This is a genomic window from Streptomyces sp. NPDC020958, from assembly GCF_055562175.1.
Map to the genome: position 1 here is coordinate 14,273 of NZ_JBVHFU010000028.1, position 26,483 is coordinate 40,755.

The 26,483-nt window shown below is 69.8% G+C and carries 20 protein-coding genes; 8 read left to right on the forward strand and 12 right to left on the reverse strand.

Features of this window, described 5'->3' with window-relative positions; all coding sequences use genetic code 11:
* Positions 1–111 precede the first annotated feature (111 nt).
* On the forward strand, positions 112–960 hold the full coding sequence (fdhD, locus tag ACZ3KP_RS39995; RefSeq protein ID WP_467505960.1) for a formate dehydrogenase accessory sulfurtransferase FdhD: 849 nt from the start codon (positions 112–114) through the stop codon (positions 958–960).
* Positions 961–1,031: 71 nt separating this feature from the next.
* On the opposite strand, the gene ACZ3KP_RS40000 is transcribed toward fdhD, so the two are convergent.
* On the reverse strand, positions 1,032–1,856 hold the full coding sequence (locus ACZ3KP_RS40000) for a LysR family transcriptional regulator (RefSeq protein ID WP_467505962.1): 825 nt from the start codon (positions 1,854–1,856) through the stop codon (positions 1,032–1,034).
* Positions 1,857–2,016: 160 nt separating this feature from the next.
* Between ACZ3KP_RS40000 and ACZ3KP_RS40005 the strand changes: the two genes are divergently transcribed.
* Entirely contained in the window at positions 2,017–2,736 is a 720-nt protein-coding gene (locus ACZ3KP_RS40005) for an SDR family oxidoreductase (protein WP_467505964.1), read from the forward strand.
* A 4-nt stretch (positions 2,737–2,740) separates the two neighbouring features.
* Here ACZ3KP_RS40005 and ACZ3KP_RS40010 read toward each other — a convergent pair whose 3' ends face one another.
* Together ACZ3KP_RS40010 and ACZ3KP_RS40015 are read right to left on the reverse strand one after the other, a co-directional pair.
* A complete protein-coding gene (locus ACZ3KP_RS40010; protein WP_467505965.1) occupies positions 2,741–3,268 on the reverse strand; it encodes an isochorismatase family protein in 528 nt (175 codons plus the stop codon).
* 107 nt (positions 3,269–3,375) lie between these two features.
* Positions 3,376–4,425, reverse strand: coding sequence for a bile acid:sodium symporter family protein (locus ACZ3KP_RS40015; RefSeq protein ID WP_467505967.1), 1,050 nt, complete (start codon positions 4,423–4,425; stop codon positions 3,376–3,378).
* Positions 4,426–4,558: 133 nt separating this feature from the next.
* On the opposite strand from ACZ3KP_RS40015, the gene ACZ3KP_RS40020 reads away from it, so the two are divergent.
* Both ACZ3KP_RS40020 and ACZ3KP_RS40025 read left to right on the forward strand, forming a co-directional pair.
* Positions 4,559–5,422, forward strand: a complete 864-nt coding sequence (locus ACZ3KP_RS40020) for a LysR substrate-binding domain-containing protein (RefSeq protein WP_358986194.1) — start codon at positions 4,559–4,561, stop codon at positions 5,420–5,422.
* Positions 5,423–5,747: 325 nt separating this feature from the next.
* Positions 5,748–7,574, forward strand: coding sequence for an AMP-dependent synthetase/ligase (locus ACZ3KP_RS40025; protein WP_467505969.1), 1,827 nt, complete (start codon positions 5,748–5,750; stop codon positions 7,572–7,574).
* Between the two features lie 7 nt (positions 7,575–7,581).
* Here the strand turns inward: ACZ3KP_RS40025 and ACZ3KP_RS40030 are convergent, their stop codons facing one another.
* Genes ACZ3KP_RS40030 through ACZ3KP_RS40050 form a run of 5 tightly spaced genes read right to left on the reverse strand, consistent with a single transcriptional unit; the run spans position 7,582 to position 17,112 of the window.
* Positions 7,582–9,612 carry a PQQ-dependent sugar dehydrogenase gene (locus tag ACZ3KP_RS40030; RefSeq protein ID WP_467505971.1) on the reverse strand — a complete coding sequence of 677 codons (2,031 nt, stop codon included), beginning with the start codon at positions 9,610–9,612 and terminating at the stop codon, positions 7,582–7,584.
* 11 nt (positions 9,613–9,623) lie between these two features.
* Complete coding sequence (locus ACZ3KP_RS40035) at positions 9,624–11,873, reverse strand: alpha-galactosidase (protein ID WP_467505973.1); 2,250 nt, start codon at positions 11,871–11,873, stop codon at positions 9,624–9,626.
* The gene (locus ACZ3KP_RS40040) at positions 11,870–15,103 is read right to left on the reverse strand and encodes a glycosyl hydrolase family 28 protein (RefSeq protein ID WP_467505974.1); all 3,234 of its coding nucleotides are present in this window, start codon (positions 15,101–15,103) and stop codon (positions 11,870–11,872) included. The genes ACZ3KP_RS40035 and ACZ3KP_RS40040 overlap by 4 nt, the downstream gene beginning before the upstream one ends.
* A 12-nt stretch (positions 15,104–15,115) precedes the next feature.
* Complete coding sequence (locus ACZ3KP_RS40045) at positions 15,116–15,904, reverse strand: heparin lyase I family protein (protein WP_467505976.1); 789 nt, start codon at positions 15,902–15,904, stop codon at positions 15,116–15,118.
* On the reverse strand, positions 15,901–17,112 hold the full coding sequence (locus ACZ3KP_RS40050) for a glycoside hydrolase family 88/105 protein (RefSeq protein ID WP_467505978.1): 1,212 nt from the start codon (positions 17,110–17,112) through the stop codon (positions 15,901–15,903). Before ACZ3KP_RS40050 ends, ACZ3KP_RS40045 begins: the two co-directional genes overlap by 4 nt.
* A gap of 498 nt (positions 17,113–17,610) precedes the next feature.
* Here ACZ3KP_RS40050 and ACZ3KP_RS40055 point away from each other — a divergent pair, with 498 nt between their 5' ends.
* Positions 17,611–18,447 carry an aldo/keto reductase gene (locus tag ACZ3KP_RS40055; protein WP_467505980.1) on the forward strand — a complete coding sequence of 279 codons (837 nt, stop codon included), beginning with the start codon at positions 17,611–17,613 and terminating at the stop codon, positions 18,445–18,447.
* Between the two features lie 82 nt (positions 18,448–18,529).
* On the opposite strand, the gene ACZ3KP_RS40060 is transcribed toward ACZ3KP_RS40055, so the two are convergent.
* Positions 18,530–19,141: a hypothetical protein gene (locus ACZ3KP_RS40060; protein ID WP_467505982.1), complete on the reverse strand. Its 612-nt coding sequence runs from the start codon at positions 19,139–19,141 to the stop codon at positions 18,530–18,532.
* Positions 19,142–19,367: 226 nt separating this feature from the next.
* Between ACZ3KP_RS40060 and ACZ3KP_RS40065 the strand changes: the two genes are divergently transcribed.
* Positions 19,368–20,060, forward strand: a complete 693-nt coding sequence (locus ACZ3KP_RS40065) for a glycoside hydrolase family 75 protein (RefSeq protein ID WP_132893700.1) — start codon at positions 19,368–19,370, stop codon at positions 20,058–20,060.
* Positions 20,061–20,134: 74 nt separating this feature from the next.
* Here the strand turns inward: ACZ3KP_RS40065 and ACZ3KP_RS40070 are convergent, their stop codons facing one another.
* Positions 20,135–21,034, reverse strand: coding sequence for a class I SAM-dependent methyltransferase (locus ACZ3KP_RS40070; protein ID WP_467505984.1), 900 nt, complete (start codon positions 21,032–21,034; stop codon positions 20,135–20,137).
* A gap of 138 nt (positions 21,035–21,172) precedes the next feature.
* On the opposite strand from ACZ3KP_RS40070, the gene ACZ3KP_RS40075 reads away from it, so the two are divergent.
* Positions 21,173–21,943, forward strand: a complete 771-nt coding sequence (locus ACZ3KP_RS40075; RefSeq protein WP_467505990.1) for a phytanoyl-CoA dioxygenase family protein — start codon at positions 21,173–21,175, stop codon at positions 21,941–21,943.
* A gap of 19 nt (positions 21,944–21,962) precedes the next feature.
* Here the strand turns inward: ACZ3KP_RS40075 and ACZ3KP_RS40080 are convergent, their stop codons facing one another.
* Positions 21,963–23,693, reverse strand: a complete 1,731-nt coding sequence (locus ACZ3KP_RS40080; RefSeq protein WP_467505986.1) for a glycoside hydrolase family 6 protein — start codon at positions 23,691–23,693, stop codon at positions 21,963–21,965.
* A gap of 52 nt (positions 23,694–23,745) precedes the next feature.
* Positions 23,746–25,227 (reverse strand): cellulase family glycosylhydrolase, encoded by a 1,482-nt coding sequence (locus ACZ3KP_RS40085; protein ID WP_467505987.1) that lies wholly within the window; start codon positions 25,225–25,227, stop codon positions 23,746–23,748.
* Positions 25,228–25,488: 261 nt separating this feature from the next.
* Here ACZ3KP_RS40085 and ACZ3KP_RS40090 point away from each other — a divergent pair.
* A partial coding sequence (locus tag ACZ3KP_RS40090; protein ID WP_467505989.1) for a cellulose binding domain-containing protein occupies positions 25,489–26,483 on the forward strand: 995 nt, incomplete at its 3' end.

Consider the following 26,483-nt stretch of genomic DNA (forward strand, 5'->3'; position numbering starts at 1 on the left):
GTATGCGGACCGCGCCGAACGGTCGGGGCCGGGCCGCGGCTCACGCTCCATGTGCAGGACAATGAGAGGGCCGAGGCCGCCAGCACGTACAGAACCGGGGCTGATCAGGACATGGGACGAGTCACGGAACGACGCAAGGTCATCCGCATCCGCGACGGAGTGGTCGCCACCCGGCCGGACACGCTGGTCGCCGAGGAGCCCCTGGAGATCAGACTCAACGGGAAACCCCTGGCGATCACGATGCGCACGCCCGGCGACGACTTCGCGCTGGCGGCCGGGTTCCTGGTGAGCGAGGGGGTCCTCGCGGACGCCGGCGACCTGCAGAACATCGTCTACTGCGCGGGCGCCACGGCCGACGGGTCCAACACCTACAACGTGGTCGACGTGCGGACCACCCCGGGCGTCGAGCTCCCCGACTTCACCCTGGAACGGAACGTGTACACGTCCTCGTCCTGCGGGCTGTGCGGCAAGGCGAGCCTCGACGCGGTGCGTACGAGCACCCGCTGGCCGATGGCCGACACTCCCCCGGTGCGCGTGGGGCCCGAGCTGCTGGCGAGCCTCCCCGACCGGCTCCGCGCGGCGCAGCGGGTGTTCGACCGGACCGGGGGGCTGCACGCGGCGGCCCTGTTCACGGAGGAGGGGGAGCTGGTGGACGTCCGGGAGGACGTGGGCCGGCACAACGCGGTGGACAAGCTGGTGGGCTGGGCCCTGCAGAACGGTGAGCTGCCGCTGTCCCGCGCCGTCCTTCTGGTCTCCGGGCGGGCCTCCTTCGAGCTGGCGCAGAAGGCCGTGATGGCGGGCATCCCGGTGCTCGCGGCGGTCTCGGCGCCGTCGTCGCTGGCGGTGGACCTGGCGGCGGAGACCGGTCTGACCCTGGTCGGCTTCCTGCGGGGCAGCAACATGAACGTGTACGCGGGCGAGGACCGCATCGCCCTGCCGGCCGCGGCCACCCAGGGCTGAGCGGTACCCGGCGTCACGGCGGCGGGGCCCCGACCGGCGGAGAGCGCCTCCTGCGCCGCAGGGGACCGGCCTCAGTCGGGTGCCCCGACGGCCACCGCGGCCTCGGCGAACGCGGCGACCGACGGGGAGCGCCGGCCTGCCGCCCAGGCCAGCAGCACCCGGTCGGGTTCGGCGTCCACAACGGGGACGTAGACGATGTCCGCGCGTGAGTACTGCTCGGCGGCCGAGCGGGGCACCATCGTGATGGCGACGCCGGCGGCCACGCACTCGAACTTCTCCTCGATGGTGCGCAGCGGCAGGTCGCCGGGGCGGGGGTCGTTGTAGCGGATCCACTGTTCGCCGTCGAGATCGGCGAGCGAGATCTCCTGCTTCCCGGCGAGCCGGTGCCGGTCCGGGAGCATGGCCACCCGGGGCTCGCTGTAGAGGGGGCGCAGTTCGAGTCCGTCCGGCCGGATCGGCCGCCGTACGTAGGCGATGTCGACGGTGCCGTCGAGGATCAGCCGCTCCTGGTCGTCCCACTCGACGCGCCGGGCGTTGGCCTGGATGTCCGGGTGCTCCGCGGTGAAGGCGCGCAGGGCCCGGGTGACGACGACACCGGCGCGGAAGCCGACGACCAGCCGCTGCCTGCCGCGCGCGGCTTGCGAGGCGCGGCGCCGGGCGCCGTCGGCGGCGGCCAGCAAGGGCCGGGCGTCCTCGAGGAATTGGCGTCCGGCGTCGGTCAACGTCACGCCGTGGCTGTCGCGTACGAACAGCTCGGCGCCCAAGTCCTTCTCCAGGGCGCGGATCTGGCGGCTGAGCACGGGCTGGGCGATGTGCAGCCGCCCGGCGGCCCGACCGAAGTGGAGGAGTTCGGCGACCGCCACGAAGTAGCGGACCTTGCGCAGGTCCAGGTCCATGACCGCACCTCTCTGCGACACCGGCGATGCCTTCAGGGTATCGCCGGTGCCGGAAGAGGTCTTGGACGGTCGGTGCGGTGGGGCCGCAGCCTTGAACCGTCCGCACCGACGGTTCGCGCCGAAGGTTCGCCGCAGAGGTTTTGGAAAGAGGGGATCCACGATGGATCTGCAGGGACAGCGTGTCGTGGTCATCGGAGGCACGTCGGGCATCGGGCTCGCGGTCGCCGCGGGAGCGGCCCGCGGGGGCGCCCGGGTGGTCGTCGCCTCGCGCCGGCAGGGGAACGTGGACGCGGCGCTGAAGGTGCTGCCCGAGGGAACGGAGGGAGGGGTGCTGGACGCGGGGGACGAGGAAGCGGTGCGCGGGTTCTTCGCGGCCGTCGGGGCGTTCGACCACCTGGTGTACACGGCGGGTGACTCGCTCCTGCTGGAGAGCGTGGCCGCCACGGATCTGGCGGCGGCCCGGAGTTTCCTGGACACCCGGCTCTGGGGTGCGTACGCGGCCGTGAAGCACGGCGTCGGGTCGATCCGTCCCGGTGGGTCCGTGGTGCTGACCACGGGCACGGCTGGGCGCCGGCCGCTGCCCGGTTCGAGCGTGGTGTCGGCGCTGTGCGGGGCGATGGAGTCGCTGACCCGAGCGCTGGCCGTGGAACTGGCGCCGCTGCGAGTGAACGTCGTCTCGCCCGGGATGGTGCGGACCGAGCTGTGGCGGGAGCTGCCGGAGGCCGACCGGGAGGGGCTGTTCCGGTCGTCCGCCGAGTCGCTTCCGGTGGGACGGGTCGGCGAGCCGGCGGATGTGGCGGAGGCGTACCTGTATCTGATGCGTGGGGGGTACAGCACCGGTTCGGTGGTGGTCGTGGACGGGGGCGGAACGCTGGTCTGAGCGGTCAGGCGCGGGTGAGCCGTACGGCGGCGGCGGTCGTGACCGTGCCGAGGCGGGGGAAGTCGAGCCGTACGGAGGCCTCGTGCTCGGCGGCCGTGAGGGCGGCCATGGCGTCCTCGACGAAGACGAGGTCGTAGCCGAGGTCGGCGGCGGCGCGAGCGGTGGACTCGACGCCGAGGTTGGTGGCGATCCCGCCGAACACCAGCCGGGTGACGCCCAGCGCACGCAGCCTGGCGTCGAGGTCGGTCCCCTGGAAGCCGCCGATGGTGTGCTTGACGATCTCCACGTCCCCTTCCCTGCGCAGCCCCGCCACCAGCCCGCTGCCGGGCGGCTGCTCGGCGAGCGAGGGTCGCTCCACCCGGACGAGCACCACGGGGGCGCCTGCCGCGCGGAAGGCCGCGGCCAGTTCCTCGGCGGCGTGCAGGACTTCGGTGCCCTTGCGGGGCGCCAGGGGCAGCGCGACGATACGGTCCATCAGGTCGACGAGGACGAGGGCCGTACGCGCCGGATCAAGCGTCAGGGGTGCGGTCATGACGGAACGTTAGCCGTCATGAGCCGTCCGTACCGGAAATCCGGATCAACCGGCACATGAACCGGTCGCGAGCGCGCCCAGTCCGTGTCCCGCTCGTGTCCCGCCCGTCAGTGGCGGGGCGTCCCGGTGGCCGCCGTCGGCCGTGACCGGGCCGTCGGGCCGGCCGGGGGCTCGGCCTGCTCCCGGGCCTGCGGGTCGTGGGCGCGGCGCTTGGCGATGACCGCGCAGACCATGAGCTGCATCTGGTGGAAGAGCATCAGCGGCAGCACGGCCAGCGAGGCGTGGGCTCCGAACAGCACGCTCGCCATGGGCAGCCCGGAGGCGAGGGACTTCTTGGACCCGGCGAACTGGATGGCGACGCGGTCCGCGCGGCCGAAGCCGAGTGCCCTGGCGCCGTACCAGGTCACCCCGAGCATCACCGCGAGCAGTGCGGCCTCCACCACGAGCAGCCCGCCCAGCCGGACGGCGCTGACCTGGTGCCAGATGCCCTTGACCATGCCCTCGCTGAACGCGGTGTAGACGACGAGCAGGATGGAGCCGCGGTCGACCAGGCCGAGGACCTTCTTGTGCCGTTTGACGAACTCGCCGATCCAGGGCCGCAGCAGCTGCCCGGCGACGAACGGCACCAGCAGCTGGAGCACGATCTTGACGATGGAGTCCGCGGAGAACCCGCCCCCGCTGTTGCCGAGCAGGGCGGCGGCGAGCAGCGGGGTCAGGACGATGCCGACGAGCGAGGAGAAGGAGCCGGCGCAGATCGCGGCGGGCACGTTGCCGCGCGCGATCGAGGTGAACGCGATCGACGACTGGATGGTGGAGGGCACCAGGGTCAGGAAGAGGAGGCCCTGGTAGAGCGGCTGGGTGAGGAGTACGGGCACCAGGCCGCGGGCGGCCAGGCCGAGTACGGGGAAGAGCACGAAGGTACAGACCAGCACCGTGAGGTGGAGTCGCCAGTGCCGCAGTCCGTCGACGGCCTCGCGGGTGGACAGGCGGGCGCCGTAGAGGAAGAAGAGGAAGGCGATCGCCGCCGTGGAGGCGCCGGAGGCCACGTCGGCGGCCGTCCCCCGGGCCGGGAGGAGCGCGGCGAGACACACCGTCCCGAGCAACAGCAGGACGTACGGGTCGATCGGCATCCGGCGGGGCCGGCTCAGGCGTTTCACGGTGCTCCACTTACGGGTCGGTCAGGTTCTCCGTGGGGCCGGGAGGGCCCCATCCATCGTCCCCCTCCTGGAGGTGATCGGGAATCCGGCATACCACTCTGACTGCCATCACGTTCCGCGATAACATGTTCGAGTGTACGACCCTTCACACCTGCGCACCTTCCTGGCGGTGGCCAGGACGCTCAGCTTCACCCAGGCGGCCCGCCGCCTGGGACTGCGCCAGTCGACGGTCAGCCAGCACGTGCGCAGGCTGGAGGACGCGGCCGGCCGGCAGTTGTTCTCCCGCGACACGCACTCCGTCGAGCTGACCGAGGACGGTGAGGCGATGCTCGGTTTCGCCCGCCGGATCCTGGAGGTGCACGAGCAGGCGGCGGCGTTCTTCACCGGCACCCGGGTGCGCGGTCGGCTCCGCTTCGGCGCGTCGGAGGACTTCGTGCTGACCCGGCTGCCGGAGATCCTGGAGGGGTTCCGCCTCGACCACCCCGAGGTCGACCTGGAACTGACGGTGGAGCTCTCGGGCACCCTGCACGAACAGCTGGCCGCCGGGAAGCTGGACCTGGTGCTGGCCAAGCGGCGGGCGGAGGATCCGCTGGGCGAGCCGGTGTGGCACGACGACCTGGTGTGGATCGGCGCGGAACGGCTGCGCCTGGACCCCGACCGCCCGGTCCCGCTGATCGTCTATCCGCCGCCGGGCATCACCCGTGCCCTGGCCCTGGAGGCGCTGGAACGCCAGGGCCGCGAGTGGCGTGTCGTGTGCACCAGCGGCAGTCTCAACGGCCTGATCGCGGCGGCGCGGGCGGGCCTGGGCGTGATGGCCCATTCGAGGGGCCTGATCCCACCGGGCCTGTTCCGCGTCCCGGACCGGGCGGGCCTGCCGGAACTGGGCCGGGTCGACTTCGTACTCGTGCACGGCCAGGGACGATCACCCGCACAGGGTGCGGCCGACGCGCTGGCGGCCGCGATCCTGCGGAGCGGAGCCCGCCTGCGACGCCCCTAGCCAGGAGAGGTGACGGAATCGGGCGGGACGGCGCTGTCATCAGAGGGTGGCGTGCGCCCCGCCGCCGACCGGCCGGTAACCGGACGGGGGCGGTGACCGGGCCGTACAGATTCGGTGGAGATTACGGAGGCGGAACCTACGGCACCGTAGGTGTTCTGCCCGGCCCTTCCCGATCTGAGCGTATTTTCCTGACAGGAACGCGGCCATACGAGAGCAATGCTCGTTTTCACACACCCTCCCGCGCGGTCTTGCGGTGGGGTAGCTTTCACGGCGCTGCGCGGAGCGTCACTGCCGTCACTGTGGCACGAGAAGCGGGGAGCGAGGTTTGCGCGAGTTCACCAACCCGCCGTCGGCATCGGCACCGCCGGTCGGCGGACTGGCCGACTGTGTGTTCGAGCATGCCCGGACGGACCCGCTGCACACCGCCCTGGGCCGCAAGGACGAGCTCGGGCAGTGGCGCGACGTGACCTCCGGCGAGTTCCGCGACGAGGTGCTGGCGCTCGCCAAAGGGCTGCTGGCGCGTGGCGTCCGCTTCGGCGACCGGGTCGCGATCATGTCCCGCACCCGCTACGAGTGGACCCTGTTCGACTTCGCGCTGTGGACGATCGGCGCCCAGGTGGTGCCGGTGTACCCGACCTCCTCGGCCGAGCAGTGCTTCTGGATGCTGTACGACTCCGAGTGCACGGCCGCGATCGTGGAGCACGAGGACCACGCGATGACGATCGCCACCGTCATCGACCGGCTTCCGCAGCTGCGCCAGCTGTGGCAGCTGGACGAGGGCGCGGTGCAGGAGCTGTACGACGCGGGTGCGCACCTCGATGACGAGATCGTGCACCGGCACCGGCAGGCGGTCACCCCGGACTCGGTCGCCACGATCATCTACACCTCGGGCACCACGGGCCGTCCCAAGGGCTGTGTGATCTCGCACGGGAACTTCATGTACGAGGCGGACACGGTCGTCGGCCGCTGGGAGCCGGTGTTCCATTCGAAGAAGAACGAAGAGGTCTCGACGCTGCTGTTCCTGCCGCTGGCGCACGTCCTCGGCCGACTGGTCGAGGTGGCCGCGATCCGGCACGGCGTCCGCTTCGGACACCAGCCCCAGCTGAGCGCGGCCGTGCTGCTGCCCGACCTGGCCGCGTTCAAGCCGACGTTCGTGGTGGCCGTGCCGTACATCTTCGAGAAGGTGTTCAACGCGGCGCGGCGGAAGGCGGAGAAGGAGGGCAAGGGCGGACCGTTCGAGAAGGCGGTCGAACTCGCGGTGAAGTACGCGGACGCGGTCGAGGCGAAGGCGTGGGGCACCGGACCCGGCCCGTCGGCGGGGCTGCGCATGCAGCACCAGCTCTTCGACAAGCTCGTCTACTCCAAGGTGCGGGCCGCGCTGGGCGGCCGGATCCGCAACGCCGTGTCCGGCGGCTCGGCCATGGACCGCCGACTCGGCCTGTTCTTCGCCGGGGCGGGGGTGCAGATCTACGAGGGCTACGGCCTGACCGAGTCGACGGCCGCCGCGACCATCAATCCCCCCGAGCGCACCCGGTACGGCACGGTCGGCCAGGCCATTCCCGGTGCCACCGTGCACATCGCGGACGACGGGGAGATCTGGCTGCACGGCGGCAACGTCTTCCAGGGCTACCTCAACAACCAGAAGGCCACCGACGCCACCCTGCACGACGGCTGGCTCGCCACCGGCGACCTGGGCTCCCTCGACGAGGACGGCTATCTCACCATCACCGGCCGCAAGAAGGAGATCCTGGTGACCTCCGGAGGCAAGAGCGTCTCCCCGGGGGTGCTGGAGGAGCGGGTCCGTGACCATCCGCTGGTCAACCAGTGCATCGTGGTCGGCAACGACCGCCCCTACATCGCCGCCCTGGTGACCCTCGACACCGAGGCGGTCGAGCACTGGCTGACCATGCGGGGCAAGCCGCAGATGTCCGCGGCCCAGCTGGTGCGCGACGCCGACCTGGAGACCGAGGTGCGGCGCGCGGTGGTGGCCGCCAACACCCTGGTCTCGCAGGCCGAGTCGATCCGTACGTTCCGTATCCTCGCGCAGCCGTTCACCGAGGAACACGGTCTGCTGACCCCGTCGTTGAAGCTCAAGCGCAAGGCGATCGAGAACGCCTACGCCAACGAGGTCGAGGCCCTGTACCGGGCCTGACGGTCCGTCATTTGATGTCGATCCGGAAGATCTTGTCGGATCCGTCCGGCTGGTTGCCGTTGTTGTCGCAGTTGGTGGTGGACAGCCACAGCTGGTCGGCGCCCGGCACCTTGGTCACGGTCCGCAGCCGGCCGTAGGTTCCCACGTAGTACGCCGTCGGGGTGCCGACGTTCTCGGTGTCGCCGTTGATCGGGATGCGCCAGAGCCGTTCGCCGCGCAGGGACGCCATGTAGACGACGTTGCGGACGATGGCGATGCCGCTCGGGGAGGCCTCGGAGACGTTCCAGGTGGCCTTGGGATTGGTCATCCCGGCGACCGAGCAGGTGCCTTCGCAGGTGGGCCAGCCGTAGTTGGCGCCGGGTTTGATCAGGTTCAGCTCGTCCTTGGAGCTGTTGCCGAACTCGGCTTCCCACAGGCGCCCGTTGCGGTCGAAGGCGAGGCCCTGCGGGTTGCGGTGGCCGAGGCTGTAGACGTAGTTGCCGAAGGGGTTGCCGGGGGCCGGTTTCCCGTCGGTCGTCATGCGCAGGATCTTGCCGTTGAGGGAGTTCTTGTCCTGGGCGAGGTCGGGTGTCTGGGCCTCCCCGGTGGAGACGTACAGGTAGCCGTCGGGGCCGAAGAGGAGCCGTCCGCCGTTGTGATACCGGTTCTTCTTGATGCCCTGGAGCAGGATCTTGTAGTCGCTGAGCCTGGTGCCGTCGTACGTCATGCGGACGACCCGGTTGCCCTCGTCCGCGGTGTGCATGAAGTAGACGTAGTGGTTGGTGGTCCACTTGGGGTCGACGGCGACGCCGAGCAGGCCGCCCTCGCCGTTGGTGGTGACGGCGTTCGGGACGGTGCCGACCTGGGTCTTCGTGCCGTCCTTGGTGAGCTTCCAGACCGTGAAGCCGTCCCGTTCGGTGACCAGGGCGGTCTTACCGTCGGGCATCCAGTAGGTGCCCCAGGGGATGGTCCAGCCGGTGGAGAGCGTCGCGATCGAGGAGGGGACCCCGCCGTCGGTCGCGCACGCCTTCGTGGTGAAGGTGACGGTGTTGCCGGCCTCGGAGACGTTGCCGGCCGCGTCCCGGGCGACGACGTTCAGGCTGTAGGGGCTGTTGCAGGCGAGCCCGGTGAGCGTGGTCGAGGTGCCGCTGGTGACGGTGTCGTAGACGGTGGTGTCGCTGCGCACGTCGTAGGCGACGACCGCCGTGTCGTCGGTCGAGGCGCCCCACGTCAGATCGGCGCTGTTCGCGGTGACGTTGCTCACCGAGAGCGTGCCCGGCCTGCTCGGCGGGGTCGTGTCGGAGCTGGGCCTGGTGGTGCAGTCGACGACCGGGCTGGCGGGCGAGGTGTTGCCGGCGGCGTCCCGGGCGATCACCGTGAGGTTGTAGTCGGTGTTCGGGGTGAGCCCGGTCAGTGTCCTCGAGGTCGAACTCCCGGGTGCCTCACTGATCTTGTTGCCGTGCTCGTAGATGTCGTACGCGCTCACGCCCACGTTGTCCGTGGCCGCGCCCCAGGCCAGGGTGAGAGCGTCCGCCGTGACGTCCGAGCAGCTGGGCTGCCCGGGGCGGGTCGGGGCCTGGGTGTCGGCGGCCGCGTCGAGGCTGACGCGGTCGAGGTTGGGGCCGCCGTCGGCGGTGGTGGCGGTGGCCCGGATCCTGTCGGTGCCCGCGGTCAGCGGGACGTTCACGGACTTGGTGGCCCAGGTGTTCCAGTCGGCGGTGGCCGGGAAGGAGACGCCGGAGGCCACGACCGTGCCGTTCACGGAGATGTCCATCGGCCGGTCGGCGGAGGTCCCGTTGGCGTAGCGCAGGGTGAGGGCGGAGGTGCCGGCGGCGGCCGCGCTCACCGTGAACTCCACGTAGGAGCCCTTGACGTTGGTGTAGTCGACGAAGCCGGTCCCGGTGTACCCGGTGTGGTTGGTGGCGACGGTGCCCTGGGAGATGGTCGCGTCCTCGGCCTGGTAGTCGGTGGCCGCCAGCGCGGTTCCCTGGCCGAGGCCGGCGAGCGGCAGCGCCAGGGCCGCCACGACGCCGTACGGCAGAACTCTTCTGATGTTCACGGTTGTTCCCCTCAGCCCGTGTACTGGGTGAAGACCTTGAGGTAGTCGTACGGCTGCTGCGTCACGCCGCTGCAGGAGTCGCCGGCGGTGCCCGAACCGCAGTCCCGGTCGCGGTTGACGGCCCAGTAGGTGAGCCGCCCGATGTGGTGCTGCTGGGCGTAGGCGAGCATGGTCCTGAAGTCGGCCACCCTCACCAGCTCACCGGAGTCGTCGGTCTTGCCGTTCATCGACGACAGCCCGATGTGCGCGTAGGCGGTGGCGTCGCCGTAGCCGTACGCCGACTTCACCTGGGCCTTGAGGCCCTCCATGGCCTTGGTGGTGAGGCTCCCCATGTTCGACGTGCCGCCGCCGAAGTCGAACGGCATGATGCACCAGACGTCGTTCGCCAGGCCGGAGTTCGCGGCCCGCTTGATCATGTCGACGCCGGTGGAGTCGGGGCCGCCGGATGTGGTGCCGAAGGTGATCACGGTCTTCAGGCCCGGGTTGTTCGCCTTCACCGTCTTCAGCGCGTCGACGACCCGCTGCCGCACCGTCGCGTTGGACCACTCGGTGTTCTCGATGTCGATGTCGAGCGCCTTCAGCTTGTAGGCGTTGATCACCTTCTGGTAGGCGGCGGCGAGCGCGGAGGCGCTGGAGCACTTCTCACCGAGCTTGTTCCCGCTCCAGCCGCCGACGGAGACGACGACGTCACCGCCGGCCGCTCTGATCGCGTTGATCGTGGACTGGTCGCTGCCGCCGGTCAGCGGGCGGGAGCCGTCCCACTTGGGGTTGCAGGTGCCGTCGGAGAGGATGAAGGCGAGGGTGAACCACTTGACGCCGGTCGCGGACATCACGGACGTGGGATTCTGGGGGTTGCCCCAGCCCAGGTACTCGTAGGGGGCGACGGCGAATCCGGGTGACGCGGCCGCCGCCTTCAGGGAGGTGACGGGCTTGACCCGGACGAGCCTGGTCTCGCCCGGTCGCAGGGTCGCGCTGTAGGAGTCGGCGATCACGCCCTTGTGGGATCCGGACCACAGGTCGGTCACGTCACCCGAGCCGCTGAAGCCGACCTGCGACCAGTTCACGCTGACCGTGGCGTTGCCCGAGGTCCCGGTGTTGAACAGGGCCACGACGTACTGCCCGTCGCTCTCCTTCTTGCTCCAGACCTGGTTGACACCACTGTCGACGATCCGCTTCGCCGCGACCCCGTCCTGGTCGACGCCGATCAGCCGGTCGTTGGTCAGCATCGCCTTGTCGACGGAGTCGAGCTGGGTGAGGTCGGTGCCGAGCAGCAGCGGGGCCGCCGCCATCGACCACAGCGTGAGGTGGGAGCGGCGCTGGTCCGCCGTCAGGCCCACCTGGTCGCCGTTGCCGATCTCCAGCGAGTCCAGGTCGTTCCAGCCGCCGGGGCCGGCGTACGGCTGCCAGGAGGCGGCCGAGTCGAACCGCTTGGAGACGTGGGACCAGTCGGTCAGCGGGTAGCCGCTGCCGTTGCTGCCGGGCCCGCAGTAGCACTCGACGTCGCCCTGGGTGCGCCAGCTGTTCGCCAGTTTGCGCCAGGTGGCGGCGTCGGCGATCGGCAGGTTGTTGGACAGGGCGAAGTTGATGGGCCGTCCGCTGGCCCGCAGCGCCTTGTCCCAGGCCTGGACGTCGGGGATGTCGGCGCTGCCCACCCCGTCGATCTTCAGGTAGTCGACCCCCCAGGACGCGAACTGCTTGGCCCACGAGTCGACGAACTCCTGCGCGCCCGGCTTGGAGTAGTCGATGGCGTACATGTTCTTGCAGTTGTAGTTCTTCTCGGTCGTGGAGGTGTCCGCGATGTCCTTCGCGTGGTACGAGGTGCCCTCGATCGGGGTGTTCTTGCTGACGGCGTTCTTCGCGATGCCAGGAGTGACGTAGAAGCCGAACTTCAGGCCTTTGGAGTGGACGTAGTCGGCCACCCCGTTGATGCCGTCCGGGAACTTGGCGGTGTCGACGGCCCAGCGGCCGTAGCCGTCCACGGTGAAGCCGTTGGAGTCGCACTTCTGCCAGAAGTCGTCGAGGTTGACGTAGACGAAGCCGTGGTCCTTCAGACCGCTGGAGACCAGCGCGTCGGCCTGTGCCTTGATCTTCGCCTCGGTCGGCGTGCGGCGCACGAAGCTCCAGCTGGACCAGCCCATGGCGGGCCGGGCGGACTGGCCGTTGTCGGAGGCGGCTGCCGGGTGGGCGGTGCCCACGAGCGGCACCGCCGCGGCGACGAGCAGGCCCGCCGCCGCGGCCGTGAGCGATCTGACCCGGATCATGACTGTCCCCCGTTCGCGGGTGTGGCGTATGACGTGCCGATCCACGCCTCGTCGACGCGCAGCCGCTGGTAGCGGGTGGTGTCGGTGGAGGCGGCCCAGGTGGTGTCGACCTCGAGCCGGACGTAGCGCGCGTTGGCTGCGGTCAGGTCGATGCCCTGGATCCCCCGGCGACTGGGCAGCTGGCCGGTCTTGACCGGGCTCCCCCAGGTCGAGCCGTCGTTGCTCAGGAACACCTTGTAGTCCTTGATCCGCGCCGACTGCTCGGTGCTCGAACGGGCGTAGGCCACGGAGTCCTCGCGCTGGTTGAGGCCGAGGTACTGCACCTTCTTGGCCGAGCCGAGGTCGAAGGTGAGGCTGACGGGGAGGGTCTTGTTGTTGTCCCAGTAGGTGAGGTAGTCACCGTCGCCGGCGGCCGACGCGGCGTGCCCGCTCGCGGAGGCGCTCGCGCTGACCTTGACGCCGGTGAGGATGCCCTGGCGGCCGGCCGTCGTGACCTTGAAGACCGTGTCGTACGGGTCCCAGGTGCTGAGCCCGCTCAGGGTGAGCACACCGCCGGACTGCGACCACGAAACCGCCGCTCCCGTGCGGAGGTCGGTGACGGAGGCGATGCGGTAGCCGTTGTCCCGCACGCGCAGGGTGCTGGTGCTGGGCGGCGTCAGAACGTGGATGTACTGGCGGTTCGGGTCGTCCTTGGCGATGGTCGTCACCCCGTACGCGCCGTCGTTCCAGGCACCGGGCTTGAGGCCGCCGTACATGTAGCCGCCGCCCTCGGTGCCGTGCAACGACTCCCAGATGGGGTCGAGGTAGGAGTTCGCGAAGTTGTCGAAGGCGGCCTGGTTGGCCGGGAACTTGCCGTTGACCTGGGCGGTTTCGGCCATCAGGGCCTTCACCGAGGAGCCGACGTTGGTCACGAGGCGGCCGAGGGTGAGCATCTTGTCGACGGTCGGGTCGGAGCCGTCGTACCACCAGGCACCGGTCGAGGGCAGCTTGAAGTCGGCCTCGGTCAGGCGGGGTTGGGCGGTGTAGACGGCCTGCGGGTAGTCGTAGGCCGGGGTCATCCCCGTCTTCTGCTCATTGCTGATCATGTCCATGATCGGCGTGTCCTCGTTGTTGTTGCTGAGCGTGTAGTTCGGCCGCTTGTCGTAGATCTGCTGGTAGAGGTCGTGGCTCTCCCAGTAGGAGTTGTCGTTGTCGATCCAGAAGCCGCCGAGGTCCGGGTAGCGGTCCATGACCTCGAAGAAGTTGTCGTAACTGAACTGACCGAAGCCGTCGTTGGTGGTGAGGTCGACGTTCTTGCCCTTGTAGGCGGAGTAGGCGGCCGAGTCGAGCCACTCGTGACCGCCCTCGTCGTGCCACTGGGGGTCGTTGGTCATGTAGAGGATGACCTTCATGCCCTTGGCCTTGGCGGCGGTGATCAGTTCGCCGAGGAAGTCCCGCTTGGTGGAGCAGGAGCCGGGGATCTTCGACGGCCAGGGGCGGGCGTAGCCGAGGCGGCTGTGGAAGGTGGCGAGGACCAGGTACTGGGTGTGCAGTTTCTGCGCCTCGTTCACCCAGTAGTCGGGGGTCCAGCCCCCGCTCGTGACGTCGTTCTCCCAGGCGGTGCAGCTGGTGTGGGCGGGCGCGGTGCGCAGGCCCCAGTGCAGGAAGAGGCCGCCGACGGAGGCGCGCAGGAAGTCCTGCCGGGGGTTCTCCAGGTCGAGCGGCCGCACCGCCGCGGCGCAGTTCTGGCCGCCCGAGACCCGCAGGGCGCCGCCGGACGTGTTGTGACTGTCCGTCAGGCAGGCGCCGGTGACGTCCTGGAAGCCGACGTCGTACGGGGAGTCGCCGCCCCTCTGCGCGGTGAACCGGGTGAGGCGGATGTCGCTCGCCGCGTTGGCGATGATCGCCGGGCGGCCGTCGTCCGCGGCGAACTTCACGCTGCTGTCGGTGAACTGGACGTGGTCGGCGTTGTGCAGGTACCAGCCGTAGGCGGGCCGGGTGCCGATGGCCTTGGGGTTGTAGTCGTTCGGGTCGTTGCTCGGCACGCCCGTGGACATGGTGCCGTTGCCGCCGGGGACGGTGATGTCGACGTTGGTGAAGGTGATCCCGCTGATGCGGTGCCCGGACTCGCCCCACAGGGTCGGGCTGAAGGAGGGGCTGTTGCCGGTCGCGGTGATGTCGTCGTACGTGACGTCGCTGATCGATCCGACGCCGGGACTGTTGCCGCATCGTTTCCGGGTGCCGATCTTCTCCATGATCGGCGAGTGGACGTTGGTCATCGTGATGTCGCGGTAGTGGACGTCGGAGATCTTCGAGCCGTCCATGGAGACCATGCCGAGCCCGGACTTGTCGGCGCCGTCGATGCGGATGTTCTCGAACTGGTAGTCCGAGAAGTCTCCGCAGGTCTCGGAGCCGAACATCAGGGCGTTGCAGCACTTGGCGCCGAGCGTCGAACCGCTCACCCGGACGTGCCCGTTGGGCAGCTTGGCGCCGAGCGCGTAGTCGCTCTTGAACACCAGTGCGTCGTCGTTGGCGTGGATGGTGGCGTTGGTGATCGTGGCGTTGGTGGTGGAGATGACGTTCCAGCCGTCGCGGTCGCTCGCGGTGTCGATGGTGAGGTGGTCCGACGTCACGTTCGTGCAGCCGTTGATCAGCGCCGCGAAGTGGCCGCCGCGGCGCAGGGTGAGACCGTCGCCGATCCTGAGCCCGTCGCACCGGGTCAGCGAGATGATCTTGTCGGCCTGGCCCGACTTGGGGTTGCCGGTGATCAGGTTGCCCGCGCCGTCGATGACGCCCTGGCCGACGAAGCCGATGTCGGTGAGCCTGTCGCCGTAGATCATCGCGTCGTGGAAGTGACTGTGGCCGTAGTCCTGGTAGGCGTCGTAGGGGTTGGACTCGGCCTTGTCGTAGGTGTCCGCGCTGGAGCCCTGGAGAGTGGCGCCCTTGTCCAGCTGGAGCGTCACATGGCTCTTCATGTGCAGGGTGTTCTTGGACTTGTAGGTGCCGGCGGCGAAGCGGACGGTGCCGCCGCCCGCGCTGTTCGCCGCGGTGATGGCCTTGTCGATGGCCTGGCTGTCGTTGGTGGAGCCGTCGCCCTTGGCGCCGTAGTCGCGCACGTCGTAGACGGCGGCGGCGCCCCGGGCGGCCCCCGGGGCGGCGAGGGCCGCGGGGTGGCAGAGCCCGAGGACGACGGCGAGCACGAACAGGACGATCGCGGCAGCACTGCGCCGCTCAGCGGTCGGGGGTTTCATGGTGACGGTTCCTCACACCTGTTGGTAGCCGCGCAGATCGGTGAGCAGAAGGTAGGTGTCCTGGAGCGAGCCCGAGGTGTCGCCGAGGGAGCGGTAGATGCCCCACTTGGGGCGCACCCGGTCCGCCAGGAAGGTGTCCACGCCGCTCTTCGAGACGTCGATCACCGTGGCGCCGCCGGACTTGAGGATCCAGCGCACGGAACCCGCCGATCCGTTGCCGACCTTGATCTGGAAGTCGACGTCGGTCCATGTGTCGTGCAGCGGGTCGAGGGCGGTACGGCCGACGATGATCCCGTCGGTGGCGAGGTTCAGCTCGATGGTCTGCTTGCCGTTCACGCGGCGCAGCGACTGCGTGACGATCGGCGAGGTGCCGCTGCCGGGCTGCTTCATCTGCATGATGTGCGTGAAGGTGGTGGTCGCCTTCAGCGAACTGGGGATGTACATCGAGTACGTCACCCGCCACGTCTGGCCCTGGTTCCACGTGAGATAGCTGCTGGAACCGGTGCGCAGGCCGGTGACCTCCTGGCGCTGGCGGTCGGTCGAGGTGTCGCGGTCGACCATGTGCATGTTGAAGCGCCAGTTGTTGCCGGTGGCGTAGATGTGCGGGTGACCCGCCGGGTGGGAGTCGGCGCGGTCGTCCTCGACGGTCTCGAAGGCGCCGAGACCGTCGCCGCTCGCCGACGGGGACCACTTGAGCTGCCAGGACGCGGCGTGTGCGGTGGTCGCGGGCAGCCCCACGGCCGCTCCCGCGGCACCGGCGAGCGCGGCCCCCAGGACCGCCCTCCGCGATGTCGTGCTCATGACACAGAATCCCCTCGAAGTTGCTCGTTCATGATCAGGAAGGCCCCGAGGCCGTGGAAGTCGTTCACGGCCCGGGTGCGGGCGACGTAGTACGCGTAGTCGCCGACGTTCGTGCCGACGGAGATGTCGGCGAGGTCGGTGCGGCCGTCCGCGCCGACCGACAGGTTCGCGAGCACGCCCTGGTAGCCGCGGCGGGCGACGTCCGCGAAGTGCGGGTCCAGGTAGTGCTGCTGGGCGCCGCGCGAGAGGGCGTAGGTGAACATGCTGGAACAGGACGTCTCGGTCCAGTTGTCGCTCCGGCCGCCCTTGTCGATCACCTGGAACCAGCGTCCGGTCGCCGGGTCCTGGTACTTCTCCAGGGCCGCCGCCAGTTTCCGGAAGACGCTCAGGATCTGGGGCCGGCGCGCCTGGTCCGCCGGGACGGCGTCCAGTACGTCGACGGCCGCCATCGCGTACCAGCCGACGGCACGGCACCAGTGTTCCGGTGCGAGCCCCGTCCCCGGATCCGCCCAGCTCGCGCTCTTCGACTCGTCGTAGGCGTGCCTGAGGAGACCGTTCGCGACCTGGAGGTGGGCGCCGTAGACGGCGATTTGCTTCGCCGCCTCGTCGTCGGTGGCCGCGCTGTCGCCGAACTCCTTGCCGTACTCGACGAGGAACGGGTTCACCATGTAGGTGCCGTCCGCCCAGAGCTGGTGGGCGCGGCTGCTGGTGTCGGCGTGCCAGAAGCCGCCGTCACTCGTGCGCGGGTAGGTGTTCAGGCGGTCGCGGATCTTCTGGGCCGCCTTGCGGTAGCGGTCCTGGCCCGTCTCGTGGTGCAGGATCACCAGGAGCCGGCCGGCCTGCATGCTGTCCAGGCTGTTGAAGGACTGGTCGATCGAGCCGTCGCTCTTCACGAACCGGTCGACGTAGTTCTTGATGTAGGTGAGGTAGCGGGGGTCGTGAGTGCGCCGGTAGGTGAGGTACTGGCCGTAGAGGTAGAGGCCGACGGGGTAGGACCAGCCGCCGATGGTGGCGGGGGTGTAGCGGGCCATGGTGGAGTCGACGACCGCGGTGGACCAGTCGGTGGCCGCCGCCGGCCGGGACGCGGCGGCCGGCCCGGGGGCGGCGGGAACCGCGGCGGCCGACGGGGCGACGGCCGTGGGCAGGGCGGTGAGGGCGGCGGCGGTGAGCGCGACGGCCGTGAGCGCGGCGGTTCGCAGGCGGTTCATGGTCCTCCTTCTCGATGGCGGACAGCGGGCACCGGCGTGTCCAGCCGGCGCGGCCGGTCACTTCCGGACGGTCTCCACGACCTGATGACCAGGGCTTCGCCAGACCTTTTCATCCGATGTCTGTGCGGCGGCCGGGTCCGACGGTGGACCCTCGGAGGCGGTCTGGTTCATGGCTGTGTACCTGGTTTCCGGAGGTGGGAGGTCTCGGGGCGCCTCGAGAAGTTCCCTGTTCACAGGGGGGTGCTGGAAAACCCGCAGAGGTTCACATCTCTGTACCGGGTTCAGGGATACGTTCGACGACGCGAACCAGAGTCCCGGCAGGACGGGCCGCGGTCAATGGTCCGGACCGATAACGTCGGATGCATTTCCGGCCAATCTCGCCCCGGGCGGCTGACTCAGCGGTCAGTTCCGGCGGATTCCACGGTCAGGAATGCATCGGGGCCCGTGATCGTTGACGATGGGAGTACCACCTGTCGACAACCTAAGGATCGAGAGCTCGTGAGCAGCAAGGTCCCCCCGAAAATCCTCAACAACGGCGTCGAGATGCCCCAGCTGGGCTTCGGCGTGTGGCAGGTGCCGGACGACGAGGCCGAGCAGGCCGTCGCCACGGCGCTGGAGGCCGGGTACCGCAGCATCGACACAGCGGCGATCTACGGCAACGAAGAGGGCACCGGCAAGGCGATCGCCGCCTCCGGCGTTCCGCGCGAGGACCTCTTCGTCACCACCAAGCTCTGGAACGCCGACCAGGGATACGACTCCACGCTCCGCGCGTTCGACGTGTCGCTGGACAAGCTGGGTCTCGACTACCTGGACCTGTACCTCATCCACTGGCCGCTGCCGGCCCAGGACAAGTACCTGGACACCTACCGGGCGTTCGAGAAGCTGTACACCGACGGCCGCGTCAAGGCGATCGGCGTCTCCAACTTCCTTCCCGAGCACCTGGAGCGGCTGATCGCCGAGACCTCGGTCATCCCGGCGGTCAACCAGATCGAGCTGCACCCGCACCTGCAGCAGCACGCCTCGCGCGAGGCCCACGACGAGCAGGGCATCGCCACCGAGGCCTGGTCGCCGCTCGGTCAGGGCAAGGGCCTGCTGGAGGTGCCGGCGATCGTCGCGATCGCGCAGAAGCACGGCCGCACCCCGGCCCAGGTCGTGCTGCGCTGGCACATCCAGCTCGGCAACATCGTGATCCCGAAGTCCGTGACGCCGTCCCGGATCAAGGAGAACATCCAGGTGTTCGACTTCAGCCTGGACACCGAGGACCTCGCGGCGATCAGCGCGCTCAACGAGGACCGGCGCATCGGCCCGGACCCGGCCACCTTCGACGTGAGCTGAGCGGTCCCGTACCGCAGCGGCCGTCCCGCCGACAGCACCGCGGGGCGGCCGTTCGCGTTCCGCGACTGCCCGTCAGGGTTCGTCAGTCGGGGTGCACATCGGCGTGTACGACCTCGAACTCCTCCAGACCGACCACGGTCACCCGTGCCTTCGCGGAGTCCGCACGCCGGGCGGCGGCCTCGCCCGAGCGTGAGGCGGCCATCGAGGCACGGTCGACGAAGAGCGAGCCGGCCATGCCACGCCCCCGCTGCCGGTCGACGAACAGGGCGCACCGCGCGAATCCCGGCAGCGCTTCCAGCCGGGGCACGGCCGAGGAACGGAACGTCTCGGCGCACAGGTCCGTGTCGGCGGGATCGAACTCGACCCAGGCGCACCGCAGACCGCCGCCCGCCCTCGGCAGCTGCGCCGAACGGAAGACCGCCACCTCGTAGTTGCGGACCGCGACGGTGCCCGCGAAGGGCTCCAGCATCGGTCCGCGCCGCTCGCTCATCACCTGGTCGCTGTTGCGCCGGGCCGCCTCGGAGCCCCACCAGCTCACCGCGAGCAGTTTGCCCAGGTCCCGGTCGACGAAGACCCCCGCGCCCCGGTACTCGGGGCGGTCCGCCAGCAGATCGCGCCCCTCGCTGTTGAGCGCCCTGATCGCGGCCTCGATCCTCGCCGGATCACCGGTGGCGTACACCGCGCGTACGAACATGACCCCTCGCCTCCCAGGAGCCACCGGAGCCACCGCTCAACCCCCGCACGGCTCCTGCGTAAATATTCGGAATGTTCCGCCCCCCCAGTGTTCCCCGACGGTCATATCACCGCAATGCGCGACAATTTCCCGAGTTCACGCCCAGGGGTTGACGCGGACATGCAGCCGGGTCCACCTTGTACGGCACCCGGTCAGGAAACTTTCCTAACAGAAGGGCACCCCCACAGTGCGCATGCGAACACTGACCCTTGCCGCGGCCTCCGGGGCCGCACTGCTCGCCGCCGGTGTACTGCCCGCCAGCGCCTCCGGCGCCACGCCCAGGTCCGCCCAGGAGGGCTCGGTCAGCGCGGCGGACCTGCTCGCCAAGGTGACCTCGTGCTCCCAGATCTCCAACGGCAAGTACAAGACCGACGACGAGACCTCGGCCACGATTCCCGTCTGCGGCAAGAACGGCGCGGTCTTCTGGAAGGCCGACATGGACATCGACTGCGACGGCCAGCGCACCACCAACTGCAACGAGAACCGTGACCCCTGGTACCAGGACGACACCGCGTTCCACCAGTCCGACGGCAAGCCGCTGAAGGCCGAGTCACTGCCGTACATCGTGGTTCCCAGCTCCAGCAGCATCTGGAACTACTCCAGCGCCGGCATCAAGGGCGGCGGCGTGGTGGCCGTGATCTACAACAACAAGGTCGAGTACGCGGTGGTCGGCGACACCGGCCCCACGAAGATCATCGGTGAGGCGTCGTACGCCACCGCCAAGGCGCTCGGCATAGATCCCGACCCGGCGACCGGCGGTGCCGACTCCGGGGTGACCTACATCCTGTTCAAGAACTCGAAGGTGTCCCCCATCGAGAGCCACAGCGCGGCGGTGTCCCTCGGTGACCAGCTGGCGAAGCAGTTCCTCGCGAACAACTGACCCGGGGTGAGCCGCCGGCCGACGGCCCGGGGTGGGCGAGCGGCCCGGTACCGAGCGGTACCGGGCCGTCCGGTCTAGGCCGGCCGTACCGCCGTGTGCACCGTGCGGGCGCCCAGGACGAAGACGTCCGGCCTGCGGTGGACGCTTGCCGGGTCGGCCGGGTCGAGGAGGCGGTCCAGGGTGGCGCGGTCGTCGGTGGCGAGACCCTCGGCGACCGTGTCCCGGAAGCGGGAGAGCTGCTCGGCCGCGTAGGCGCGGGCCCGGTCGGAGGCCGGGGCGGGCAGGTCGATCAGGAAACTGCGGCTGCGGGTGTGCTTGAGACCGGCCGAGTTCAGCAGCGTGGGCCAGTCCTCGGCCTCCGCCACCGAGCCGGGCAGGTCGGTGCGCATCTGCTCGAACCACTCCTCCTGCAACGCGTCCAGCCGCGCCTGGAGACCGGGCCGCCCGATGCCGATGTCCCGGGGCAGGAAGCGGCTGGGCAGGCCGCCCTCCAGGACGGCCAGGGTGCCTCCGGGGGCCAGCCGCTCGCCGAAGGCGGTCAGCGCGGCCCGCTGGTCACCGAGGTGGTGCAGGGCGTTTCCGGCCCACAGCAGATCCGCCGGGTAGTCCAACTCGTCCAGTACCCCGGGGAGTTCGCCCGCGAGCACGCCGAAGCGGTCGCCGACGCCCCGTCGCTCGGCGCGGGCCATGGCCCGGTCAAGGAGCGGCGCGCTGCCGTCCACGGCCAGTACCCGGGCGCCCGGGAAGGCCTCGGCGAACAGACACGACACCACGCCGGGTCCGCTGCCCGCGTCCACGATCAGTCCGGGCTCGGTGACCTCCTTGCCGAGCCAGCCCAGCGCGTTCTCGTAGAGGGGCGCGAAGAGCTCCGCCTGCGACTCCAGGTGGTCGGCCATCTCGGCCCAGTCGATGTCGGTGCCCGCGTGGGAGTGGGTGTGCCGGTGGTCATGGTCGTGGTCGTGGTCGTGCGCCATGGGATCAGCCTCTCGTCCGGATGGCGCAAGGGTGCGCCGACGCCACGTCCGGGGGCCAGTCCTGTTGCCGATGCGGCAAAAAACCCGATGCGGACGGCAAGTCGGGCGGGGCACGATGACCCGGTGGACGGTGACCTGATGGACGACGAGCTCGTGGAACGCTTCCTGACCGACGGCTTCGTGACGATCGAGGGCGCGTTCCCGCCGCGGGTCGCCGAGGACTGCGCCCGCCTGCTGTGGCGGGAGACGGGGTACGACCCGGAGGACCCCGGCAGCTGGCAGGACCCGGTGGTGTGGGTGGCGGACATGGCCCAGGGCCCGTTCGCGGCGGCGGCCAACTCGCCCGCCCTGCACCGGGCCTTCGACCTGCTGGTGGGCGAGAGCCGGTGGGTGCCCAGGTACTCGCTGGGGAGCTTCCCGCTGCGCTTCCCGCACCCCGACGAGCCGGACGACGCGGGCTGGCACATCGAGGGGAGCTACCTTCCCGAGGGCGCGAACTGGTACTTCACCAACCTGCGGTCACGGGACCGGGCGCTGCTGATGCTCTTCCTGTTCAGCGAGGTGACGCGGCAGGACGCCCCGACCCGGATCCGGATCGGCTCGCATCTCGACGTGCCGCCGCTGCTCGAACCGTACGGGGAGGAGGGCGTGTCCGGTCTGAAGATCGCGCCGCGACTGGCCGAGGCCTCCGCGCACCGCCCCCTCGCGTACGCCACCGGCCGTCCCGGCGACGTCTTCCTCTGTCACCCGTTCCTGGTGCACGCGGCCCAGCCGCACCACGGCTCCCGCCCCCGTTTCATGGCCCAGCCGCCCCTGATGCCGGCCGCTCCCTACGAGCTGGAGCGGCCGGACGGTGACTACTCGGCGGTGGAGACCGCCATCCGCCGGGGCCTGGCCCGGGAGGGCTGAGCCCCGGCGGAGGCCGCCGTCAGGACAGCGGCGGGTAGGCGTTCGCCATCAGCTGCTGGAACTCGGCCGAGAACCAGTGCCCGGACAGCGGCGCGTTCGGCAGGGCGCCGGACATGTTGTTGTCGTTGCGGGGGTTGCCCGTGTACGTCGGGTCGCACATCTGGTCGAAGCCCTTGCCCTCGTCGTTCGGGATGGCGGAGCTGGAGCCGTCCGACTCACCCGGAGGCTTCATCCAGACGTAGGCGTCGATCCCGGCCGCCGGGCTGGCCTGCGGGCGCTCGCCGAGGCCCGCTCCGGCCTGGTTGCACCAGTTGCCGACGTTGATCCGGCGGTCGTAGCGGCCGCCGTCGACGTACGCGTCCACGCTGGTCGTCGGGCCGGGGCCGGCCGGCCGTGCGCTGCCGCCCCAGCCGTTGCGAGAGGTGTCGATCAGCATGCCGATGTTCGAGTTGAAGCCGACCGAGACCAGTTCGGTGCGGAAGGCCTGGGCGAAGGACAGCTCGTCGACGTAGCGGTTCCAGTCGACCCACTTGGACTGGCGGACGGAGGTGCCGTTCACCGAGTCGTTGATGGTGAAGTTGTTCTCCTTCAGGGCGCTGTAGTTGGCCGTGTTGGTGATGAAGCCCTGGACGTCGTCGACGGTCGCGCCCTCACTGGTGGCCGCCTGCTTGAACACGTTGGCCGACGGGGCGAAGTTGTCGTCCCAGCCGAGCCAGCCGTGGTGGCCGGCGTCCAGGTAGTTGTAGACGTTGGGGATCGCGCCGAGCTTGGCGAGCGCGTAGCCGACGCCCTTCACGTAGTTGCCGTTGGCGAGCATGGTGTTGCAGTTGGCCGTGGCGGTGGCCCGGCTGCCGGTGTTGGTGACCAGGTTGGGCAGCGAGTCGAGCTCGATGGTGGTGACGATCCGCAGTGAGGCGTACTTGCTGTCGGAGAGGATCGCCGCGATCGGGTCGATGAACTGCGTCTTGTACTTGTCGATCTCCGTCGGGCCGAGTTCGCCGTTCGAGGCGAGGGCGGCGCAGTCGCGTCCGGGCAGGTCGTAGATGACGAGCTGGACGACCTCCTGGCCGCTGCCCTTCTGGGCCAGGGCCGCGTCGAGGTGGTCGCGCAGGCCCATGCCGCCGTTCACGCCGTTGATCGCGGCGATGCGGTCGATCCAGACGCCGGTGGGCTGGTTGGAGACGCGGGTGCCGCCCGGTTCGGCGGCGGCCTTCGCCGACCACTCGGGGTTCACGTACACCTTGGCGCCGGCGTACGGGTTGTCGACACGGGTGCCGGAGCCGCCGCCGTTGCCTCCGCCGCCTCCGCCGCCACCACTGCCGGTGCCGTCGTCGACGTTGCAGGTGACGCCGTCGAGCGTGAAGGCGGTCGGGACCGCGTTGGTGCCGCTGTAGGTTCCGTTGAACCCGAAGCTGACCGATGCGCCGGTCGCCAGCGTGCCGTTGTACGTCTCATTGCTCGCGGTGACCGCGGTGCCGCTCTGGCTGACCTTGGCGTTCCAGGAGCTGCTCACCGACTGGTTGCCGGCGTACGACCACTTCACCGCCCAACTCGACTTGGCGGCGCTGTTGTTGGTGACGGTGACGGCGGCGGTGAAGCCGGAGCCCCAGTCGTTCTGGATCTTGTAGTCGACGGTGCAGGGAATGGCGGAGATCGCCGCGTGGGCGGCGGGGGCCGCGGCGAGCGCAGGCCCCGAAACCCCGGCGACGAGCGCCAGGGCGGCGAGTAACGCTGTTCTGGTACGACTCATGAGTGCGGGTTCCTTCTTCTCGGTTCGGACTTATCCGGTGGGGTGGGTGCGCTTACGGGTTGAGGGCCTTGAGGTGGTCGTGCAGGCCGGCGCCGTACGCGGTCGGCGTGCCGTCGTAGTCGGAGATCAGGGACGGGCCGGAGGAGCAGTCCCAGGTGTTCCAGGTCCAGCCCAGGTAGGAGAGGCCGCGGTCGTCGAACCACTTCATGACCTGGTCCACGAACGCGTGCGAGCAGGTGTTCTCACCGATCTCCCCGGCCACCAGCGGCACCTTGGCCGCGACCGGCGCGAGGCTGGAGTTCCAGCAGCTCTCGGTGGAGCAGGTGTTGAAGTTGTAGACGTGGTAGGCGGCGACGAGATTGTTCGCGGGATCGGTGGGCTTGTACGTCAGCCACTGGCTGAGGTCGTTGGAGTACGCCAGTCCGCCGATCATGATGACGTTCCTGGCACCGGCACCGCGGACGCTGTTCACCAGGTCCTGCATGCCGGCGACCGGGTAGCCGATCCCGGGGCAGGTGCCGCCGTCCCGCCAGCACTCCCAGGCCTGGGTGGTCGTCGAGGTCGCCCGGTCCGGGTAGGGCTCGTTGAACAGGTCGAACACGGCCGCCGGGTCGTCCTTGAAGGTGCCGGCCACCGAGGACCAGAAGGACGGGCCGTACTGGGCGTCCGGCATCGGCTTCTGGCAGGTGGCGTGCGCGTCGGAGCAGCCCGCCGAGTTGCCGGTGTACTGGCCGTAGGACCAGTGGAGATCGAGGATCGGGGTCATGCCGTACGACTCGACGCGGGCCACCAGGTCCTTGACGGCGTTGATGTAGTTGGCGCCCGCGTACTCGGGCTTGACGTTGGACAGGCCGAGCCAGCACTCCTCGTTGAGCGGGATGCGGACCGCGTTGGCCTTCCAGTCGGCGATCGCCTTGATGGCGGCGTCGTCGACCGGACCGTCCCAGATGCCGTAGCCCTGCACGCACATGAACTCGCCGCCGGAGCGGTTCACGCCGAGGAGGCGGTGGGGCGTGCCGCCGGCGTCCACGAGCCTGGTGCCGGAGACGTGCAGGGCCGGGGCCGACCCGGTGGCGGGCGGGCCGGTCGGCGTCGGAGTCGGAGTCGGCGTCGGTTCCGCATCCACGTTGCAGGTCGTGCCGTTGAGCCTGAAGGTCGTCGGTACGGCGTTGCTCCCCGACCAGGACCCGAGGAACCCGGCGCTGACGCTCGCGCCGGTGCCGAGGGAGCCGTTCCAGCTCTCGTTCACGGCGGTGACCGTCGTACCGGACTGGGACCACTTGCCGTTCCAGCCCTGGGTGACCTTCTGGCCGCTCGCGAAGTCGAAGCTCAGGCTCCAACTACTCACGGCCGCCATGTTGTTGGTGATGGTCACGGAGCCCTGGAAGCCGGTGTCCCACTGACTCGTGACCGTGTACTGCACCGTGCAGGCGGGTGTGGCGCCGGACGCCGACACCACCGTCACCAGTGCGGCGCCGACGAGGGCGACCGCACCGGTGACGGCTAAAAGAACCGAACGCGGGGGGTGTCGCATGAGCGACTCCTTGCAGCTCGGGCACGTCGTTACGGACGCGCCGACTGAACGGAATCGCTCCCACTGGTGCGAAGGAAGGTAGCGCCGAGCGACTGCAAAGAACAGGGGAACCGCTTGACTTTTCTCCAGCCGGATCCGTCGAATCTTTTCGACTCTTCGACAGCCTTGACCGCACCATGCCACGTCCGCACTATGGGAGCGCTCCCACTGGTTCAAGCCTTGACTTCTCCCCGAGCCGCAAGCGCAAGGAGGAACCAGCACATGCATCCCGCACTTCCCCCCACTCCCGGTGCCGGGAGGAGGCGCAGAGCCGTACGGCGGTTGTGGACCGCCGTCGTCGCGGCCCTCGCCCTGCCGCTGTCCATGCTGGCCGTCGGGACGGTTCCCGCCCACGCGGCGACCGTCCAGTGCAGCGTCGACTACAAGACCAACGACTGGGGTTCCGGCTTCACCGCGGACCTGACGATCACCAACCGCGGTACGGACGCGATCAACGGCTGGACGCTGACGTACGCCTACAGCGGCAACCAGAAGCTGAGCAACGGCTGGAACGGCACCTGGTCGCAGTCGGGTCAGTCGATCACCGTGAAGGACGCCGGCTACAACGGCACGATCGCGGCGGGCGCGGCGGTGTCGACGGGCGCCCAGTTCTCGTACACGGGCAGCAACGTGGCGCCGACCTCCTTCGCGGTCAACGGCACGACCTGCGCCGGTGCGCACCAGCCGCCGGTCACCGTGCTGACCAGTCCGAGCGCGGGCGCGGTCTACACGCAGGGCGACGCGGTGCCGCTGGCGGCGACCGCGGCGGCGGCCGACAACGCCACCATCAGCAAGGTGGAGTTCTACGACGACACCACGCTGCTGGGCACGGACACCTCGGCGCCGTACACGCTCTCGGTCTCCAATTTGACCGTGGGCAGTCACTCCCTGGTGGCGAAGGCGTACGACAGCCTCGGCGCGTCCGCTTCCTCCACGCCGGTCGGCATCACGGTGGCCTCGGGTCCCGCGGTGGTCGCCTCGCCCACCCAGCTGGGCGTCCAGCAGGGCGCGACCGGGAGCTTCGCGGTGAGCCTGTCGAAGCAGCCGAGCTCCAGTGTGACGGTGTCGGTGGCGCGTACGGCCGGCAACACCGGGCTGTCCGTGAGCGCCGGCTCGTCGCTGACGTTCACGCCGTCGAACTGGAGCACCGCGCAGAACGTGACCGTGGCGGCGGACTCCTCCGGGACCGGCACCGCGACCTTCACCGCGTCCGCGAC